The sequence below is a fragment of the Nonomuraea glycinis genome (assembly GCF_014646515.1).
In the GTDB taxonomy this organism is placed as follows: domain Bacteria; phylum Actinomycetota; class Actinomycetes; order Streptosporangiales; family Streptosporangiaceae; genus Nonomuraea; species Nonomuraea glycinis.
Map to the genome: position 1 here is coordinate 57,293 of NZ_BMNK01000024.1, position 18,278 is coordinate 75,570.

Annotated in this window: 11 protein-coding genes; 5 read left to right on the forward strand and 6 right to left on the reverse strand. The window is 71.6% G+C overall.

Annotated elements, in window-relative coordinates:
• Positions 1-58 precede the first annotated feature (58 nt).
• Both IEY87_RS42165 and IEY87_RS42170 read left to right on the forward strand, forming a co-directional pair.
• Positions 59-2,821, forward strand: a complete 2,763-nt coding sequence (locus IEY87_RS42165; protein WP_189144507.1) for a glycoside hydrolase family 3 protein — start codon at positions 59-61, stop codon at positions 2,819-2,821.
• Positions 2,818-3,822: a LacI family DNA-binding transcriptional regulator gene (locus IEY87_RS42170; RefSeq protein ID WP_189144508.1), complete on the forward strand. Its 1,005-nt coding sequence runs from the start codon at positions 2,818-2,820 to the stop codon at positions 3,820-3,822. The genes IEY87_RS42165 and IEY87_RS42170 overlap by 4 nt, the downstream gene beginning before the upstream one ends.
• 45 nt (positions 3,823-3,867) lie before the next feature.
• Here the strand turns inward: IEY87_RS42170 and IEY87_RS42175 are convergent, their stop codons facing one another.
• The 3 genes from IEY87_RS42175 to IEY87_RS42185 form a co-directional block, all read right to left on the reverse strand.
• Entirely contained in the window at positions 3,868-5,319 is a 1,452-nt protein-coding gene (locus IEY87_RS42175) for a serine hydrolase domain-containing protein (RefSeq protein ID WP_189144509.1), read from the reverse strand.
• 139 nt (positions 5,320-5,458) lie between these two features.
• Positions 5,459-6,598, reverse strand: coding sequence for a hypothetical protein (locus IEY87_RS42180; RefSeq protein WP_225278186.1), 1,140 nt, complete (start codon positions 6,596-6,598; stop codon positions 5,459-5,461).
• A gap of 407 nt (positions 6,599-7,005) precedes the next feature.
• Positions 7,006-8,748: an acetyl/propionyl/methylcrotonyl-CoA carboxylase subunit alpha gene (locus IEY87_RS42185; protein WP_189144510.1), complete on the reverse strand. Its 1,743-nt coding sequence runs from the start codon at positions 8,746-8,748 to the stop codon at positions 7,006-7,008.
• Between the two features lie 182 nt (positions 8,749-8,930).
• On the opposite strand from IEY87_RS42185, the gene IEY87_RS42190 reads away from it, so the two are divergent.
• The 3 genes from IEY87_RS42190 to IEY87_RS46900 all read left to right on the forward strand — a co-directional run bounded on the left by IEY87_RS42190 (position 8,931) and on the right by IEY87_RS46900 (position 12,804).
• Positions 8,931-9,203 carry a WXG100 family type VII secretion target gene (locus IEY87_RS42190; RefSeq protein WP_189144511.1) on the forward strand — a complete coding sequence of 91 codons (273 nt, stop codon included), beginning with the start codon at positions 8,931-8,933 and terminating at the stop codon, positions 9,201-9,203.
• 60 nt (positions 9,204-9,263) lie between these two features.
• Positions 9,264-10,400: a S8 family serine peptidase gene (locus IEY87_RS42195; RefSeq protein ID WP_189144512.1), complete on the forward strand. Its 1,137-nt coding sequence runs from the start codon at positions 9,264-9,266 to the stop codon at positions 10,398-10,400.
• Positions 10,401-10,563: 163 nt separating this feature from the next.
• Complete coding sequence (locus IEY87_RS46900) at positions 10,564-12,804, forward strand: serine/threonine protein kinase (RefSeq protein ID WP_189144513.1); 2,241 nt, start codon at positions 10,564-10,566, stop codon at positions 12,802-12,804.
• A gap of 39 nt (positions 12,805-12,843) precedes the next feature.
• Here the strand turns inward: IEY87_RS46900 and IEY87_RS42205 are convergent, their stop codons facing one another.
• Genes IEY87_RS42205 through eccCa form a run of 3 tightly spaced genes read right to left on the reverse strand, consistent with a single transcriptional unit; the run spans position 12,844 to position 18,269 of the window.
• Positions 12,844-13,935: a transglycosylase SLT domain-containing protein gene (locus tag IEY87_RS42205; RefSeq protein ID WP_189144514.1), complete on the reverse strand. Its 1,092-nt coding sequence runs from the start codon at positions 13,933-13,935 to the stop codon at positions 12,844-12,846.
• Positions 13,932-14,264 carry a hypothetical protein gene (locus tag IEY87_RS42210; RefSeq protein ID WP_189144515.1) on the reverse strand — a complete coding sequence of 111 codons (333 nt, stop codon included), beginning with the start codon at positions 14,262-14,264 and terminating at the stop codon, positions 13,932-13,934. Before IEY87_RS42210 ends, IEY87_RS42205 begins: the two co-directional genes overlap by 4 nt.
• A gap of 18 nt (positions 14,265-14,282) precedes the next feature.
• On the reverse strand, positions 14,283-18,269 hold the full coding sequence (eccCa, locus tag IEY87_RS42215) for a type VII secretion protein EccCa (RefSeq protein ID WP_189144516.1): 3,987 nt from the start codon (positions 18,267-18,269) through the stop codon (positions 14,283-14,285).
• Positions 18,270-18,278: the final 9 nt, after the last annotated feature.

An 18,278-nucleotide genomic window follows, 5' to 3' on the forward strand; every position in this document is an offset into this window, starting at 1 on the left:
CTTCTCCGTTACGCCCCGGCCCGGTCATCGAAGCGCTTCGACACCCCAAGGGATGGCCATGCACGAACCCTTCCGCGACCCCGAGACCCCCCTCCTCGCCCGGATCGCCGACCTGTCGAGCAGGCTCACCCTGGAGGAGAAGGTCGGCCTCCTCCACCAGTACCAGGCACCCGTGGAACGGCTCGGCCTCGGCCCCTTCCGCACCGGCACCGAGGCGCTGCACGGACTGGCCTGGCAGGGCCCCGCCACCGTGTTCCCGCAGGCCATCGGCCTGGCCTCGACCTGGGACCCGGACCTGGTGCGCCAGGTGGGCGAAGCCACCGGCGAGGAGGTGCTGGTCTTTCACCACAAGGACCCGACCGGCGTCGGCCGCAACGTGTGGGCCCCGGTCGTCAACCCGTTACGCGACCCGCGATGGGGCCGCAACGAGGAGGGCTACTCCGAGGATCCCTGGCTGACGGGGCTGATGGCGACCGCGTACGCCTCCGGGCTGCGCGGCAGCGACCCTCACGTCCTCCGGACCGCGCCCACCCTCAAGCACTTCCTCGCCTACAACAACGAGACCGACCGCTGCGCGACCTCCAGCAACGTGCCGCCACGGGTGCTGCACGAATACGAGCTGCCCGCCTTCAGGCCCGCCATCGAGCAAGGCGCCGCCGTCGCGGTCATGCCCTCCTACAACCTCGTCAACGGCCGCCCGGCGCACCTCAGTCCGCTGATCAACGAGGTGCTGCGCGGCTGGGCGCCCGACGACCTCCTGGTGGTCAGCGACGCCTACGCCCCGGCCAACCTCGTCGAGGTGCAGGCCTACCACGACACCCCCGCCGAGGCGTACGCGCACGCCGTCAAGGCCGGGCTCGACAGCTTCACCCAGGACGACGACCGCGCCGAGGCCACCCTCGGCCACCTGCGCGAGGCGCTGCGCCGCGGGCTGCTCACCGAGGACGACCTGGACACCGCCGTGCGCCACGCGCTGTCCGTCAGGTTCCGGCTCGGTGAGTTCGATCCCGCCACGCCGTACGACCACGTCACCGAAGAGGTGGTCAACTGCCCCGAACACCAGGACCTGGCCAGGCGGGCAGCCCGGCAGTCGTTCGTGCTGCTGGCCAACGACGGGCTGTTACCCCTGGGGGAGGTGGCCCGGCTCGCGGTGATCGGCCAGCTCGGCGACACGCTCATGGAGGACTGGTACAGCGGCACGCTCCCGTACGCCGTCACCGCCCGCAGGGGGCTGGCTGAGCGGTGCGAGACCGTGTTCTGCGAGGGCGTGGACCGGGTCACGCTGACCGCCGACGCCGGGCCGGTCACCGCCGATCCGGCCGGCGGGCCGCTCAGCCTGGGCTCGGCGGCGGCCGACATGTTCGACGTCTTCGACTGGGGCGGCGGCGCCTACGCGCTGCGTGCCGTGGCCACCGGCCGCTTCGTCTCCGTCGCCGACGGGATCGTGGTCAACGACCAGCCGGGACCCAGCGGCTGGGAGGTGCGCCAGACCTTCCGCCTGGAGGAGCGGCCGCGCGGCTCGCTCGCCCTGCGCCACCTGCACACCGGCCGCTACGTCGGCACGGGCGACGACGGCACGCTCCGCCTGGTCGACGACGCCGACCAGGCGCTCCGGCTGGTCATGGACGTCGTCAGGAACGGCGCCGAGCAGGCCGCCGAGCTCGCCGCCACCGCCGACGTGGCGATCGTGGTGGTGGGCGACCACCCGCTGGTCAACGGCCGCGAGACCGAGGACCGCAGCACCCTGGCGCTCGCCCCCGCCCAGGACGCCGTGGTCAAGGCCGTGCACGCCGCGAACCCCCGTACCGTCATGGTGGTCAGCAGCGGATACCCGCTCACCTGGACGAGCATCGGCCCGCCGGCCGTGCTGTGGTCCGCGCACGGCGGGCAGGAGTACGGGCACGCGCTGGCGGAGGTGCTGTTCGGCGACGCCGACCCGCAGGGGCGGCTCACCCAGACGTGGTACCGCGCCGCCGAGGAGCTGCCCGACCTGCTGGACTACGACATCATCACCGCCGACGCCACCTACCTGTACTTCCGCGGTACCCCGCGCCACCCCTTCGGCCACGGGCTCAGCTACACCACCTTCGGCTACGCGGACCTGCGCGTCCGGCTCTCGGGCGGCGAGCTCACCGCCGAGGTCACCGTCACCAACACCGGGACCCGCGAAGGCGCCGAGGTCGTGCAGTTCTACACGCACCAGCGGCGCTCGCGGGTCAAGCAGCCGCTGCGCCGGCTGCGCGGCTTCGACCGGCTGCGGCTCGCGCCCGGCCAGAGCGGCACCGCGCGCCTCACCCTGCCGGTGAGCGAGCTGGCCTTCTGGGACGTGACCAGGAGCAGGTTCGTCGTGGAAAGTGCCCCGCACCGGCTCATGGTCGGCCGCAGCGCTGCCGACCTGCGGCTCAGTGCCGGTTTCGAGGTGGCGGGGGAGACCATCCCGCCCCGCGCGGGCCTGCTGCGCGCGGTGGACCACGACGAGTACGACGCGGTCGCGTTCGTCGACGCCGACCGCGAGTGCGGCGAGGCCGTGCGCGCCGAGGCCGAGGGTGCGTGGATCCTGTTCCGGCAGGTCGACCTCACCGGCGCGGCCTCCTGCCGGGTGGTGGCGGGCGGCGCCGACGGCGGGATGATCACGCTCCGGCTCGGCGACCCGCTCCACGGCCGCGCGCTGGTGACCTTCCCGGTGCCGCGCACCGGCCGCTACGACCTGCGGGCCCTAACCGCTCGCCTGGCGGGGGAGCCGGGGGTGCACGATCTCTATGTCGTGTTCGAGAATGAAGGCGTGACGCTGACCCAGCTCGACCTCGGACCCGGCGCTTGACCGGGCGCTCGGTCACCATCACGGAGGTGGCCAGGCACGCGGGTGTGGCGGTCAGCACCGTCTCCTACGTGCTCAGCGGCAAGCGGACCATCTCCGCCGACACCCGGCGGCGGGTGCTCGACAGCATCAGCACGCTCGGCTACCACCCGCACGCGGGCGCGCGAGCGCTGGCCAGCAAGCGCTCCAACGTGATCGCGCTGGTGCTGCCGCTGCGCGCGGGCATGCACGTACCGGTGCTGATGCGCTTCGCCAGCGCGGTGGTCACCGCCGCCCGCACCTACGACCACGACGTGCTCCTGCTGACCGCCGACGAGGGCACCGACGGGATCAGGCGGGTGGCCGCCAGTGCGCTCGTCGACGCGTTCGTCCTCATGGACGTCGAGCTCGACGACCGCAGGGTGCCGCTGCTGCGCGACCTGGCCAAGCCCAGCGTGCTCATCGGCTTCCCCGCCGAGACCGCCGGGCTCACCTGCGTCGACCTCGACTTCGCCGCCTCCGGCGCGCAGTGCGTCGCGCACCTGGCCGAGCGCGGCCACGACACGATCGCGCTGCTGGGCGCGCCCGCGGTGGTCTACGAGCGCGGCACCGGCTTCGCCCGCCGTACCAGGGAGGGGTTCGTCGCCGCGCTGGCCGGCAGCGGGGTCAGCGGGGTGGCGCTGCCGTGCGAGGAGACGTTCGACGAGGTGTACGAAACCGTCGGCGATCTCCTGCGTGACCAGCCGGGGCTCTCCGGGCTGGTCGTGCACAACGAGGCCGCCGTCGGCCATGTCCTGAGCGCGCTGCGCCAGCTCGGCAGGCGGGTGCCGCAGGACGTTGCCGTCGTCGCGATCTGCCCGGACGACGTCGCCGAGCGGGCCAGCCCGCCGCTCACCTCCGTGCTCATCCCGGCGGAGGAGGTCGGCCGCGAGGCCGTCCGGCTGGTCATGGACAAGCTCGCCGGCAAGGTCGTCCCCATGTCCACCCTGCTCACCCCGCACCTCGTCCTGCGCGCCAGCACCTGACCGCAGAGCCCCGTTTCGCACCTCGTCCAGCGCGCCGGCACCTGATCACAGGGCCGTGGCGAGGCCGAAGGCGATCAGGAGGACGGCCGGGAGGGCCGGGCCCGGCCAGGAGCGCCAGGTCAGGGGTGCGCCGCTCAGCGGCATGGCACGCCAGCGGGTCAGCGCCGCGGCGGTGCCCGCCGCCAGGACGCCTGCGCCGAGGGCCCAGACGAACGGCGGGACGAACGACCAGCCGCCGGTCCCGTGCGCCAGCCAGAGGAACAGGGCCGCCCACAGGAACCGGCCCGTCACCGACAGCCGGTCCAGCCGGGGGTTGCGGAACGCCGAGACGAGCAGGCCGAGGCCCGCGAAGGAGAACAGGATGGCGAACGCGAGCGCCTGGATCGGCGGCCGTTCGTCGTCGCCGGGCGTGCTGACGCCCAGGAGGCGAAGGCCCACGCGCTGGACCGACTTGCTGGTGTTGCCCATGACCACCACGCCACGCCCGGCCGCCCGGTCGAAGGCGGCGTAGGCGCTGAACCCGCCGGTCGCCCCGTTGTGCCAGGTGATGTCCCGCTCGCCGTGCCTGGTGGTGAACCAGCCGTAGCCGATCCGGCGGTCCGGCTTCTCGGTGAAGCGCGGGGTGGCCGCGTCCGCGCCCGGAGCCCTGCCTTCCATGACCGCCCGCACCAGCTTGGCGATGTCGCCGGTGGTGGACCAGACCGCGCCGCCCGCGCCCGCCGAGCCGTGGTCCCGCCACGGATCCATGGGCCGGCCGTTCTCGTCCTGGCCGGCGGCGTGCCCGGCGGGCAGCGGGTCCTGCGGGGCCAGGACCACGGTCGCGTCCATGCCGAGCGGGGCGAGGATCCGCGTGCGCAGCAGGCTCGCGTAGTCGGTGCCCGCGTGCTCCGCCAGCGCCAGGCCGAGCACGGCCGCGCCGAGGTTGGAGTAGCTCACCGTGCCACGGTCCCGCAGGCTGACGGCCGCCAGATCGTCCAGCACGGCCTGCGGTCCCTGCGCGCCGTACGGGTCGGCGCCGGTGAGGGTCGAGACGTACGCCCGGGCGAACGTCATCGGCGTCAGCCGCAGCCGGGGCAGGCCCGAGCGGTGCGAGGAGAGCTCGGCGAGCGTGACCGTGCCCACGGCCGGGTCGGAGAACCGCACCCCGGGCAGCAGCTCGCGGAGCTGGGTGTCGGGGGACAGGCCGTCGGCGGCCAGGTCCGCCAGCAGCATCCCGGTCGCCGCCTTGGCGATGGAGCCCAGCTCGTAGGCCGTCTCGGGCCCCACGGGCCGTGGATCGGGCCCGCCGGTGTCGCCGACCCCCGCGTGCGTGATGCCGCCGTCGCCGATCATGGCCACCGACAGGCCCCGGTATCCCTGCTCCCCGGCCGCCTGCCGGACCAGCTTGGCCAGAGCGGGGTCGCCGGTCGTCCGTGGGCCCAGCGTGGGCGGGGCAGGGGCGATGAGCAGGGCGAGGAGGGCGGTGACCAGTCCGGATGCGAGGGTGATGACCTTCATATTTCCGATAATACGTAATTTCGAAGTTTGGTGAGCATCGTGAGCCACGGTGGGAGACCTGCCCCGAGACAGGTGCCGAAACGACGAAGGGCGCGCTCCCGAAGGAACACGCCCTGATCGTGCGAAGGGTCAGAAGGGACTACCAGTCGCCGCCACCGAAGTCGCCGCCACCGAAGTCGCCCCAGCCGCCACCGCCGCCGAAGTCGCCACCGCCGCCCATGTCGCCGCCGCCGCCGAAGTCGCCGCCGCCGCCCATGTCGCCGCCGTAGCCGCCCATCATGCCGCCCATCATCATGCCGCCCATCATGTGGCCCATCATCGTGCCGATGAACATGCCGGTCATGATGTCGCCGAAGCCGCCGTAGTAGCCGTAGGCGTACGGCTGGTAGGCGGGTCCCGCGTCGTAGTAAGGACGGCGCTCGCCGTTGACCATGACCTCGCGCATCTGCGGGTCGAAGCCACGCTCCACGGCCTCGGCGTCGGCCGAGCAGGCGGGCACGTCACGCGCCACGCCACCCTGCGGCGCCCAGCGCACGTTGCGCACCGACGGGCCGTGCTGCGGGTTGAAGAAGCAGGGCGCGAGCCGCTCGGGCACCGGCTGCTTGTTGACCTTGGCCTTCACCACGGCCAGCGAGTAGCGGCCGTCCTCCAGCGTCCCGGTCACCTCGCGGACCTGGTCGGCCCGCTCGACCGCGTTGAGCTGCGTCTTGGCCTTCTCGTAGGCGTCGAGAGCCTTCTGCCACTCGTCGATGTGCTGGCCGCCCTCGCCTTCGAGCATGACGTCGGTGTCGAGCGCGGTGATCTCCTCACCGAACTTGGTGACGTCCTCCTCGACGGTCTGCTTGACCGCGGCCAGGTCCTTGGCGTCCTGGATGGCCTGCTTCTTCTTCCGGTTACGGGAGTAGAGGAAGTAGCCGCCGCCGCCGGCCAGCGCGAGCACGCCCAGCGTCGCCAGGACGCCGGTGCCGCCACCGCTGCCGCCCACCGGGCCGGAGTCGAGCGCGGAGCGGGTCTTGCCCTCGGCCATGTAGTTGACCCGCTGGATGAAGTCGTCCATGCCCGCCACGACGTTGTCGTTGTTGCGCACGGCGAGCTTGGAGAGCTGGTCGGTCATGCCGGCGCGGCCGAAGTTGGACGCGGCGAACATCGACGGGCCGTCCATCACCACCAGGGTCCACTGGCCGCCGGACGTGGCGGCCTTGGCCTTCTGCAGCTCGGTGCCGACGCTCTTGACGTAGGTCGCGGGGTCGGTCACCGTGCCGTCAGGCAGCGCGGCCACATAGATATCGCTCTTGGATGCCTTGAGCGCATCCCGGATCTGCGACTGATCGTCCGAGCTCAACGTGGAGCCGGGCGCCACAAAAAGAGGGTCCTTTTTGTCCTTAAAGTAGGACACCACGGATTGAGCGTCCGGCGGTGCCGCCGCGTTGGCGGCAGGGGATAGCGCAAGGATGACGAGTAGACCGGCGATCAGAGCCGCGACTGCGGCCCCTGCTCGGCGCAGCGGATGTCTCATTGGCAGCAAGCCTCCTTCGCCCATGAGGACGAACGGGCGGTCGGCAAAGTTCCTCACTGCGCACGTTACCCGCCCCGAGCCGTCCAGGCGCGTGGCCTGTCGGAGATCGGAGCGCCGCCGTTGACCGGCCCGCGGAGCCTTCGCCGGCGATCTGGTTTGACACGGGCGTGTCAAACGTCCTTGATCTCACAGATCGTCGCGCCGGAGGTCACGGTCTGCCCGACCGCCGCGTTGAGCCCGGTGATGGTGCCCGACTTGTGGGCGGCCAGTGGCTGCTCCATCTTCATGGCCTCCAGCACCACGACGGTGTCGCCCTCGGCCACCGTGTCACCGTCTCCCGCGACGACCTTGACGATGGTGCCCTGCATGGGGGTGACCAGCGAGTCGCCGCTCGCGGCGGTCTTCTTCCCACCACCCTGGGAGCGCCTGGGTTTGTTCGCCGAGGGCGTAGCCGACGCCGTGCCCAGACCCGTCGGCAGCACCACCTCCAGGCGCTTGCCGCCCACCTCGACCGTGACCCGCTCGCGCGCCTCGGGCTCGGCCGCCTGCGTGTCGCCCGCGTACGGCTCGATGGTGTTGTCGAACTCGGTCTCGATCCACCGGGTGTGGATGGCGAACGGCTCCGCAGTGTAGGCCGGGTCCGACACGACCGCGCGGTGGAACGGCAGCACGGTCGGCATGCCGTCGATCTCGAACTCGGCCAGCGCCCGGCGGGCGCGCTCCAGCGCCTCCCGCCGGGTCCGGCCGGTCACGATCAGCTTGGCCACCAGCGAGTCGAACGTCTGCGGCACCGTCATCCCGGCTTCGTAGCCGGCGTCGAGCCGCACGCCGGGGCCCGACGGCGGCCGCAGCACGGTGAGCGTGCCGGGCGCGGGCAGGAAACCCCGGCCGGCGTCCTCGGCGTTGATCCGGAACTCGATGGAGTGGCCGCGCGCCTCCGGGTCGCCGTAGCCGAGCGCCTCGCCGTCCGCGATCCGGAACATCTCGCGCACCAGGTCGATCCCGGTGACCTCCTCCGAGACCGGGTGCTCGACCTGCAGGCGGGTGTTGACCTCCAGGAAGGAGATCGTGCCGTCCTGGCCGACGAGGAACTCGCAGGTGCCCGCGCCGACGTAGCCGGCCTCGCGCAGGATCGCCTTGGAGCTGTCGTAGAGGGCGTCGAGCTGCTCGCGTGACAGGAACGGGGCGGGCGCCTCCTCCACCAGCTTCTGGTGGCGGCGCTGCAGCGAGCAGTCGCGGGTGCTGACCACGACCACGTCGCCGTACCGGTCGGCCAGGCACTGGGTCTCGACATGGCGCGGCCGGTCGAGATAGCGCTCCACGAAGCACTCGCCCCTGCCGAAGGCGGCCACGGCCTCGCGCACCGCCGAGTCGTACAGCTCGGCGACCTCGTCGAGGGTGCGCGCCACCTTGATGCCGCGCCCGCCGCCGCCGTAGGCCGCCTTGATGGCGATCGGCAGCCCGTGCTCCTCGGCGAAGGCGACCACCTCGGCGGCTCCGGAGACCGGGTCCTTGGTGCCCGCGACCAGCGGCGCCCCCACCTTCTGGGCGATGTGCCTGGCCTGCACCTTGTCACCGAGCGCGGTGATGGCGGCCGGCGGCGGCCCGATCCAGGTCAGGCCCGCGTCGATGACGGCCTGGGCGAAGCCGGCGTTCTCCGCCAGGAAGCCGTAGCCGGGGTGCACGGCGTCCGCGCCGGACCGCTCGGCGATCCGCAGCAGCTTGGGGATGTCGAGGTAGGTCTCGGCGGGCGACTGTCCGTCCAGGGAGTAGGCCTCGTCGGCCACTCTGACATGGAGGGAGTCCAGATCCTGGTCGGCGTAGACGGCCACACTGGTGATGCCGGCGTCCCGGCACGCGCGGGCCACCCGCACGGCGATCTCTCCACGGTTGGCGATCAGTACCTTCTGCACCGGCGTCCGTCCTTCCTCGGCGAGCACTCCACGGAGTGTAAGTGTTGGCTTTGGCCTGCGGTTCAGCGGCCCAGGGCAGGCCCGTGCGCCGGGAAGACCATAGCCGCTCGGCATAACCCCAGGCGATGGACAAGTGGCGCGTTTAGTGTGAGGGCGCTTTCACGTCGATCCAGGAGGTACGCATGAGTCAGAGCATGCTCGGTGGCGATCCCGGAGAAATGCAGGCCATGGCCGCCCAGTTCACCCAGCAGTCGGAGGCCGTGCGTGCCACGGTGGCGGCGCTGGACCGCGAGGCGGCCAAGGTCGGCACTGCCTGGACCGGCCCAGGAGCGCAGAAGTTCCAGGGCGCCTGGCAGAACTACCGCACCGCCTTCCAGCGCATGTCCGAAGAGCTCAACGAGGCCTCGCGCGTCATCAACACCTACCGGGGCAACATCGAGTCCGCCACCCGCTGACGCCCGCGAAGCCCCGGTCCGGGCCGGGGCTTCCGGATGACCGGACTAGGCTGTTCCGACATGATCGGTCACGCCTTCCTGGCAGGCCTGCTGGGGCTGCACCTCCCGCTCGCACCCGCGATCGCGCCGGAGAAGTGTCAACCGCCCCGAGGCAGCATGCAGGTCGGTGAGTCGTGGGCGCAGCAGCGGCTCGACCCCAGGCGCGTCTGGTCGCTGTCGACCGGCGCGGGCGTGTCCGTGGCGATCATCGACAGCGGCGTCGACCTGACCCATCCGCAGCTCCGCGTGGCGGGCAAGGCCGATCTCACCCGCACCGGCATCCGTGACTGCGTCGGGCACGGGACCGCGGTGGCGGGCATCATCGGCGCCAGGCACGTCAAGGGCGTGCCGTTCTACGGCATGGCGCCGGAGGCCAGGCTGCTGGTCTACAAGCAGACCAACGCCGAGCGGGACGGCGACCCCGACCTGCTGGTACGGGCCATCAAGTCGGCCGCCGACGTGGGCGCCAAGGTCATCAACGTGTCGGTGTCGACGTCCGACCAGCCGGCGCTGCGGCAGGCCGTGGCGTACGCGCTGGCCAAGGACTCGCTGATCGTGGCCGCGGCGGGCAACATCAAGAAGGAGGACGGCACGCCCATCCCCGACTACCCCGCCTCGTACGAGGGGGTGCTGGCGGTGGGCGCGGCCGGGCCGAACGGCCGCCTGTCCGACTTCTCCAACGTCAAGACGCCCGTCGCCGTGCTCGGCCCCGGGCAGGGGGTCACCTCCACCTGGCCGGGCCGCTCCTATTTCAAGGACCTCAGGGGGACCAGTTACGCCGCCCCCTACGTGGCCGGGGTGGCCGCGCTCGTACGGGCCCGCTTCCCGTCCCTGGACCAGGCGCAGGTCCTGAAGCGCATCGTGACCACCGCCGACGGCGTCGCGAGCGGGGGGAAGGCGGGGATGGTCAACCCGATGCTCGCGGTCAGCGCGATCCTGCCGTTCGAGCCGGCCAACGCCCCCGTGGTCGCGCCGCCTCCGCTCAGCCCGCTCCCGGCCGGCGTCGTGACCCAGGCGCCGCCCGTGGATCACGACGCGATCCGGCTGGCCCTGCTGGTCGCCGGGCTCGGCATGGGGCTGGGGCTGCTCGTGGTGGTCACCCGCGCGGTGATCCCCATGGGGCATCGCAGGGGGTGGCGGGCCGGCCGGGACGACTGATCTCGCCTCACTGAGCCCGCAAGAAGACGACTGATCTCGCCTCACTGAGCCCGCAAGAATACGGAACAGTGAATTGTCGGATTCAACCATGAAACGCCCGTGGCTTATGTGACGGATCTGGTTGAATGTGATCGATTAGATGGTTTCTGCGGAGAGGTTTGGCATGCACCCGTTGCGCCCTGGGGACCCGGAGCGGATCGGCGCTTTCGGGGTTGTCGGGCTCCTCGCGGAGGGGCCGCGCGGAGAGATCTTCCTGGGCCGCGAATCCGACGACGCGCCCCTCCTCGCGATCAAGCTGCTGTCGCCCGAGCCCGACCGCGTCGCTGACGCGCCGGTGCCGCAACTGGACGCGCAGCGGATCTCCAGCTCCTACGTGGCCAGGGTGCTCGACGCCGGATATCTGGGCGATCGGCCTTATGTCGTGCGCGAGCACGTCGAAGGCAGGAGCCTGGCCGAGGTGGTGGCGGACGACGGGCCGCTGAGCGGGGACGCGCTCGAACGGGTGGCGGTCGGCGTGCTCACCGCGCTGTCGGCGATCCACCTCGCGGGCCTGTCGCACCGGGCGCTCAGCCCGCACAACGTCATTCTCGGCGCCGACGGCCCCCGCGTGACCGACGCCGCGCTCGGCGATCCCGCCGGCGAGGTCGCCTTCCAGGCTCCCGAGCAGCTCCACGGCCTGCAGTACGGCCCGTACGCGGACGTCTTCGCCTGGGCCGCCACGATCACCTTCGCGGGCACCGGCAAGGCGCCGTTCGCCGACCGGGACGCGGTGCTGAACGGCGAGCCCGAGGTGGACATCGAGGCCCAGCCGATGCGCGGCGTGCTGCTGTCGGCGCTGGCCAAGGAGACCGCGCGGCGGCCCACCGTCTACAGCGCCCTCATGCAGGTGCTCGGCGACACGGGCCCGCCCTCCGTGCCGCCGCCGGCCGCCGCTCAGACCGTCATCGAGGGCGTGCCCGTCCAGGGCGGGCCGCCGCAGGGCTTCCTCGGCGACCGTCCCGCCCTGGCGGCCCCGGTCCCGGACGCGATCGGCCCGGCGCCGATGGTGCCGCCCCAGAGCTCCTGGACCCAGGGCCCGCCGATGGACCAGCACCCGCCGATGCAGGGGCCGCCTGTGCAGGGTCCGCCCGTGTACGGTCCGGCCGTACAGGGTCCGCCTGTGCAGGGCCCGCCCATGCAGGGTCCGGTCTTACCGGGTTCGCCTATGCAGGGCCCACCTATGCAGGGCCCACCTATGCAGGAACCGCCCATGCAGGGTCCGGTCGTACCGGGTTCGCCTATGCAGGGACCGCCTTTGCAGGGGCCGGTCGTACAAGGGCCGCCCATGCAGGGGGCTGCCATGCACGGCATGGCGGTGCCGTCGGGGCCGCAGCAGGCGGAGGAGCCGATGTGGGGGCCGCCGGATCCCGACCGGCAGCAGCACCAGCAGCCGTACCACCAGATCAGGCTTGAGGCGATGCCGAACGGGCAGCCCGCGCAGAAGCCGCGCCGCCGCGTGCCCTTGGCGCTGATCGCCGGGGTGGGCGTGATCGCGGTGCTGTCCGGTGTGGGTCTGTGGGGCGCCAGCGAGTACGTACAGTTCCAGCAGGTCAACTCCTCCTCGGCGGCCGAGGCAGGCGTGGGGTCGGGCAAGGAGTCCGCCTCGGCCGAGCCGACCGCCGGCCCGGAGGACACCCTCCCGATGGGCGAGACCCCGCAGACCGAGGTCACCCCGCCGTGGGCCGTCACCACCTCCCCCGACGAGTCCGGGGTGGGCCCCCTGGTGCTGCCGACCGAGTGGCCTTCGGACGCGCCCACGGGCCAGGTGCCGGATCTGACCACGGCGCCCACCAGCCCGGCGGCCATCCCCACGCAGCCGGTCGTGGTGCCCACGCCGACGGTCACCACCACCAAGCGGGCGGCCACGACCAAGCAGCCGACCAAGCCGGCCGCGACGGTCACCAAGACGGTGCAGCCCACCAAGACGCCGACGAAGACGCCCACCCAGAAGCCGACGCAGCAGCCGAAGCCGACCCCCACGAAGACGACGGCTCAGCCGAAGCCGACCCCCACGAAGACCACGCCTCCTCCGGCGGAGGCGAAGAACCCCTACACGCCGGCGCAGGTGTGCGGCTCCGGCTACAACGTCCAGCGCTTCCAGTCGTTCGCGGGCGGCGTGACGTACCAGCTCTGGAGCGACAGCGCCGGCCAGAACTGCGTGGTCACCATGAAGACCCTGAACGTGGGCAAGAAGACGGCGGTCAGCGCCACGCTGGAGGTGCAAGGCGGCGGCAGCAAGACCGACAGCGGCAGCTTCGAGTATTACGCGGGGCCGGTCAAGCTGCCCGCCAAGGGCAAGTGCGTGCGTTTCTCCGGCAGCTCCACCACCGGCAGCACCAGCGCCGACTGGGCCAGCTGCGGCTGACAGCCGCTGATCGGCGAGCCCGGCCGACGGGCTCGCCGATCAGTATCCGATGTAGCCGCCGTCGCCGTTGTTCAGTCCCGGCACGTTGGAGACCGAGCCGTAGCGGCTGATGGCGTAGCGCACCCCGGCGATGATGTTTTGGACGGGGTCGTAGATGTCGCCGGGCCCCGGCAGCCTGTAGGCGTTGAAGGTCGGGTCGATGGTCTGCATCAGGCCCTTGGACGGCGTGCCGGCGGCGGCGTTGGAGTCCCACTCGTTGATCGCGTTCGGGTTGTTCCCGGACTCGTGCAGGATGATCGCCGCGATGTCGGCCGGGTTCATCTTCGAGTCCGGGATGCCATGCTGCCGCAGGATCTCGATCGCCTGGTCGATCCATTCCTTGACCTGTCCGGTGGGCGCGGGCCTGCCACCTGCCGGGGGCGGGCCGCTGGGGCCGTAACCGTAGCCGGAGGCGGAGGCGCCGGACGTCGGACCGCCGCGCCCGCCCTGCGGGGAGGTGCGGTCCCCCTGCTGGTAGTCGGGGTCGCGCTCCCAGTCGAGCTTCCTGCCCTTCGCCGGCGTGAACTCCTGGGTGGACACCGCGGGAATGGCGCGGAAGGTCAGCTCGCGATCGTCGAGGAACTGCTTGAGGTCCTTCTTGGCCTTGGTCACGGCCTTGTCGGCGGCGTCCACATGCGGCTGGGCCTCCTTGACCGCCTGGTCCACCAGTTTGCGCAGCCCCGGCCGAAGGTCCTCCTCCGTGGCGTCGGGGTCGCCCGCGAGGAACTTGGTCCGGTAGTTGGTCGCGCTGCCGGCCAGGTCCCGGCAGATGGTGGCGATGTCGGTCTTGGCCGAGCGCAGCGCGGTGGCGGCGGTGTCGAGCCCGGTGGCGGAGTTGATCAGGGCCACCTTCAGGTGCTCGGCCGCGGTGCCGTACTTGCGCATGTACGTGTCGAACTGGTCGGCCGAGCGGCCCTGCCAGGCCTTGTCCACCCCGGCGACGGCGGCGGTCAGCGCCTCGGCGAACTCGTGGATCTCGCCGGAGAGGTTCCGCCAGGTCGTCGCGATGCCGTTGATCTTGTCAGGGTCGCCGGTGACCTTCTTCAGCATCGCGTCGAGCTTCTCGCCGCCGGGCAGGTGGGAGACGCTCACGACGTCGCCCGGTGCGCCTCGCGGATGTTCTCCTCCACGTTGCTCAGGCCCCGCTCGGTCTCGCCGAGCTTTCTGCGGGCCTCGTTCATCTCCCTGAACATGGTCGTCCAGACGGTGTCGGCCGCCCCGGCCAGGGCGCCCGAGTCGGTCAGGTCGCCGAAGGCGTCGGCGCTGACCGGGGTGCGGTTGTTCTTCAACTCGTCGTCCGCGTCGTAGGTGAGCTCACCGGGGTTGCCCTCACGCAGGGTCTCGTCGTACTGGCCGGCGGCCGTGTGGATGGCCGTGCGGCACTTGTCCAGCGCCGACAGGTGAATGTCAAGGTCCGCCATGGCCGTCTCCTGTCATGATCAGTAGTCCTCAGCAGGTTCGGCGTCCAGGAACGCCGTCTGCATGAGGCGTGCGCCGTAGCGCCGGTCGACGAGATGACCCCGGCCGGGCGGCAGGGTCTGAGGACGGACGTTGCCGAACAGGTAGCCCTCGTCCTTGTTGCCCGACATGAGCAGCGCGGGCGTGGCCATGTCCTTCAGCCGCTGGATGACCGGGTCGTACATGGCGCGGCCCGCGCCGCCCATCTGCCGCGTCAGCACCACGTGCAGGCCGATGTCGCGGGCCTGCGGGAGCAGGTCCACGAGCGGCAGCAGCGGGTTGGACGAGGTCGCGACCAGGTCGTAGTCGTCGACGAAGATGTACAGGTCCGACCCCTGCCACCAGCTGCGGTCGCGGAGCTGCTGCGGGGTCAGGTCCGCCGGGGGCAGCCGGCCCAGCATCGCTCCCTTGACGTCGTTGATCAGCTCGGTCGCGGCGGAGCTGGAGGCGGCGTACCCGATGCGATGCTCGGTCGCCGCCGAGTCGAGCAGCGACCTGCGGTAGTCGATGACGATCATCATGGCCTCGCTCGGCTGCTTCCTGCGCACCAGCCCTTCGGCGATGAGCCGCAGCACGTTCGACTTGCCGCTCTCGTTCTCGCCGAACACCACGAAGTGCGGGTCGGCGTCGAAGTCGAGGGAGACGGGCGACAGGGTGGCCTCGTCGATGCCGATCGGGATCCGCTCCTCGTCGGCGGGCAGCGCGGAGACCCGCAGCACGGCGGGCAGCAACCGCACCGGCGGGGCCACAGGCCCCTTCCAGGAGTCCCGTACGGCCTGCACCAGCCCCCGGACCCCCGGACCCAGGTTCGACGCCTCCTGGACCCCGTCGATGCGGGGCAGCGCCGACAGGAAGTGGAACCCGTCCTTCGTCAGCCCCCGCCCGGGATTCCCCTCGGGCACCGCCTGCGCCTTCTTCCTGCTGACCTCCGACTCGTAGGCGTCGCCGAGCTTGAGCTCGACCTTGGTGCCGAACAGGTCCCGGATGCCCGGCCTGAACTCCGACCACTTGGCGGTGGAGGCGATCACGTGGATGCCGTAGCCGAGACCGCGCGCCGCGATGTCGGTGACGATCGGTTCGAGCGAGTCGAACTCCTGCCGCAGCGTCAGCCAGCCGTCCACGATGAGGAAGACGTCGCCCCAGCCGTCGCCCTCGATCTCGCCGTCCTGGATCATGCGCCGGTAGGACACGATCGACTCGATGCCGTGCTCGCTGAAGTTCCGCTCGCGCTGCTCCAGGATCGTGCTGATCTCGGCGACCGTACGCCGGACCCGGTCGCCGTCGAGGCGGGCGGCCACGCCGCCCACGTGCGGCAGCCCTTCCAGGGAGGCGAGCGCGCCGCCGCCGAAGTCGAGACAGTAGAACTGGACCTCGCGCGGCGTGTGCGTGAGGGCCATGCTCGCCACCAGCGTGCGCACCACCGTGCTCTTGCCGCTCTGCGTGCCGCCCGCCAGGCCCACATGGCCCGCGGCGCCCGACATGTCCAGCCAGAAGGGGTCGCGGCGCTGCTCGAAGGGTTTGTCGATGATGCCGACGACCGCGTGCAGCTTGCCGCGGCCGGGCCAGCCCGCCGTGGTCAGGCCGTGCTGGGGGGTGACCGACAGCGGCGGCAGCAGGTGGGCCAGCGTGGGCGGCTCGGACAGCGGCGGCAGCCAGATGCGATGGGCGGCGGGGCCGTGTCCGGCGAGCCGGCCGACCACCACGTCGAGCAGGCTGCGCTGGTTGCCGCCGGCGGGCTCGTCGTCGGGCTCCGCGTTCAGCTGGACGGGCGTGGTGACCTCGGGCAGCGGCTGGTAGCCGGGGCCGTACTCGACGACCTCCCGGATCAGGTTCTGGCCGTCCGCCACGGCCACCTGGGAGGTGTCGCCGTGGTGCGCCGCCGAGACGTAGGCGGCCTTGAACCGCGTCATGCCGGTGGTGTCGTACTTGAGATAGCCGTTGCCCGGCGCGGAGGGCAGCTCGTAGGCGTCGGCCACGCCCAGCACGACGCGGCTCTCCATGGCGGAGAACGTCCGCAGGCCGATCCGGTAGGACAGGTGGGTGTCGAGCCCGCGCAGCCGGCCCTCCTCCAGCCGCTGCGAGGCCAGCAGCAGGTGTACGCCGAGCGAGCGGCCCAGCCGGCCGATCATCACGAACAGGTCGACGAACTCCGGCTTGGCCGCCAGCAGTTCGCTGAACTCGTCGAGCACGATGAACAGCGTCGGCATCGGCCGCAGGTCGGCGCCCTGCTCGCGGGCCCGCTCGTAGTCGCGCAGCGACGCGTAGTTACCCGAGGAGCGCAGCAGCTCCTGCCTGCGCACCATCTCCCCGTGCAGCGCGTCGTGCATGCGGTCGACCAGCGGGAGCTCGTCCTCCAGGTTGGTGATCACGGCGGAGACGTGCGAGAGCGTCTCCAGGCCGAGGAAGGTCGCGCCGCCCTTGAAGTCGACGAGCACGAAGTTGAGGATTTCCGACGAGTGCGTGATGGCGAGGCCGAGCACCATGGTGCGCAGCAGCTCGGACTTGCCGGAGCCGGTGGCGCCGATGACCAGGCCGTGCGGGCCCATGCCGCCCTGCGCGGACTCCTTGATGTCGAGCTCGACCACCCGCCCGTCGCTGCCCAGGCCGATCGGCACCCGCAGCCTGTTGCGGCCCGCCCTGGGCTGCCAGGTCGTCGTGGGGTGCAGCAGCGCCGGGTCGCCGACGCCGAGCAGGTCGGTCAGCGTGGTGTTCGCGCCCAGCAGGTCCTGCGTCTCGCCGCCCGAGCCGGTCGAGGACCGCAGTGGCGCGAGCTGCCTGGCCAGGCCCTCCGCCCGCGCGTAGTCGAGCGTGTCGGGATCGCCGAGCCGGTTCGACGACCGCTTGCCCGCATGGTCGAGTTTCACCATGTGGAACCCGTCCGGCTGGATGTCGAGCCGGAGCGTGCTCGCCTCCTCGGCCTGACCCGTCGACTCCGACAGGTCGATGACCGTGACGCCCTGGATGGAGTCGGTGCCCAACTGTGAGTCGTGCGGCACCAGCCCGCCGTCCACGATCACGACGTGGTACGGCAGCGCGTCCGAGGCCGTCCCCGGCCGGAACCGGGCCCGCTCCTTCAGCTCGTCGCCCATGAGCTGGTCGAGCTCCGCCATGCTCTCCGCCATCAGCCGCACCTGCCCGGCCGCGTCGGCCTCCTCCGGGTGCAGCGCGTGCGGCAGCCACTTCACCCAGTCCCAGTGCGGCATCCACTCCTTGCTCGCGCACACCATGATCCGCATGTCGTCGGGGGAGTGGAAGGTGACGAGCTGCGCGATCATGGCCCTGGTCAGGTCGCGCACCGCTCGGGGGTCGCCGCTGAGGTGGATCCGGGCGAAGGAGTCGAGCGCGACCGCCACCGGCAGCCCGGCCACGGTGGAGTGGGTCCTGACGAACCTGCGCAGCGCACCCGCCGTCAGCGCGTCGAGGTCCTCGACGGGCTTGGAGTCCGGCGGGATGAGCTGTACGGCCAGCTTCTGCACGCCTGTGCCCAGCCGTACCGTGCCGAAGTCGTCGTCGCGGGGCCGGCGCTCCCACAGGCGCGGGCCCATCGCGATCCACCAGAGCGTGTCCGGGGCGGGCCCGCTCCACTCCAGGGCCTCGCGCTGCTGGACACCGGCCTTGCGGATCTTCTTGCGGATCTGAGAGAGATAGCGGAAGTAGTCGCGGCGCAGGCCGTTGAGCCGGTTCTTGCGCTCACCCGCGTTACGGCCCAGCTGGCCGAGCGTCATGCCGAGCATGGAAACGGCGAACAGGCCGCTGGCCACGTACATGATCGGGCTGGAGCTGCCGTTGGCGGTGAACATCAGCCCCATCGCCGCGCCGCCCGCCAGCATGGGCAGATACATGAGGATGCCGCTGAGCCCCGCGGGCTGGATCTCCGGAATCTCCGGTGGAGACTCCAGCAGGATCTCCCCGCGGGGTGGCTGCGGACTGGGGCGGCGTTCGGGGCGCCTGACGACGACAATGCTCACTGGTGAGAC

What these genes read in the sequence shown, in the direction of transcription:
- IEY87_RS42165 (WP_189144507.1), top strand. Translation starts at nt 59, where the DNA reads ATGCACGAACCCTTCCGCGACCCCGAGACCCCCCTCCTCGCCCGGATC.
- IEY87_RS42175 (WP_189144509.1), bottom strand. Translation starts at nt 5,319, where the DNA reads ATGAAGGTCATCACCCTCGCATCCGGACTGGTCACCGCCCTCCTCGCC.
- IEY87_RS42190 (WP_189144511.1), top strand. Translation starts at nt 8,931, where the DNA reads ATGAGTCAGAGCATGCTCGGTGGCGATCCCGGAGAAATGCAGGCCATG.
- IEY87_RS42195 (WP_189144512.1), top strand. Translation starts at nt 9,264, where the DNA reads ATGATCGGTCACGCCTTCCTGGCAGGCCTGCTGGGGCTGCACCTCCCG.
- IEY87_RS46900 (WP_189144513.1), top strand. Translation starts at nt 10,564, where the DNA reads ATGCACCCGTTGCGCCCTGGGGACCCGGAGCGGATCGGCGCTTTCGGG.
- IEY87_RS42210 (WP_189144515.1), bottom strand. Translation starts at nt 14,264, where the DNA reads ATGGCGGACCTTGACATTCACCTGTCGGCGCTGGACAAGTGCCGCACG.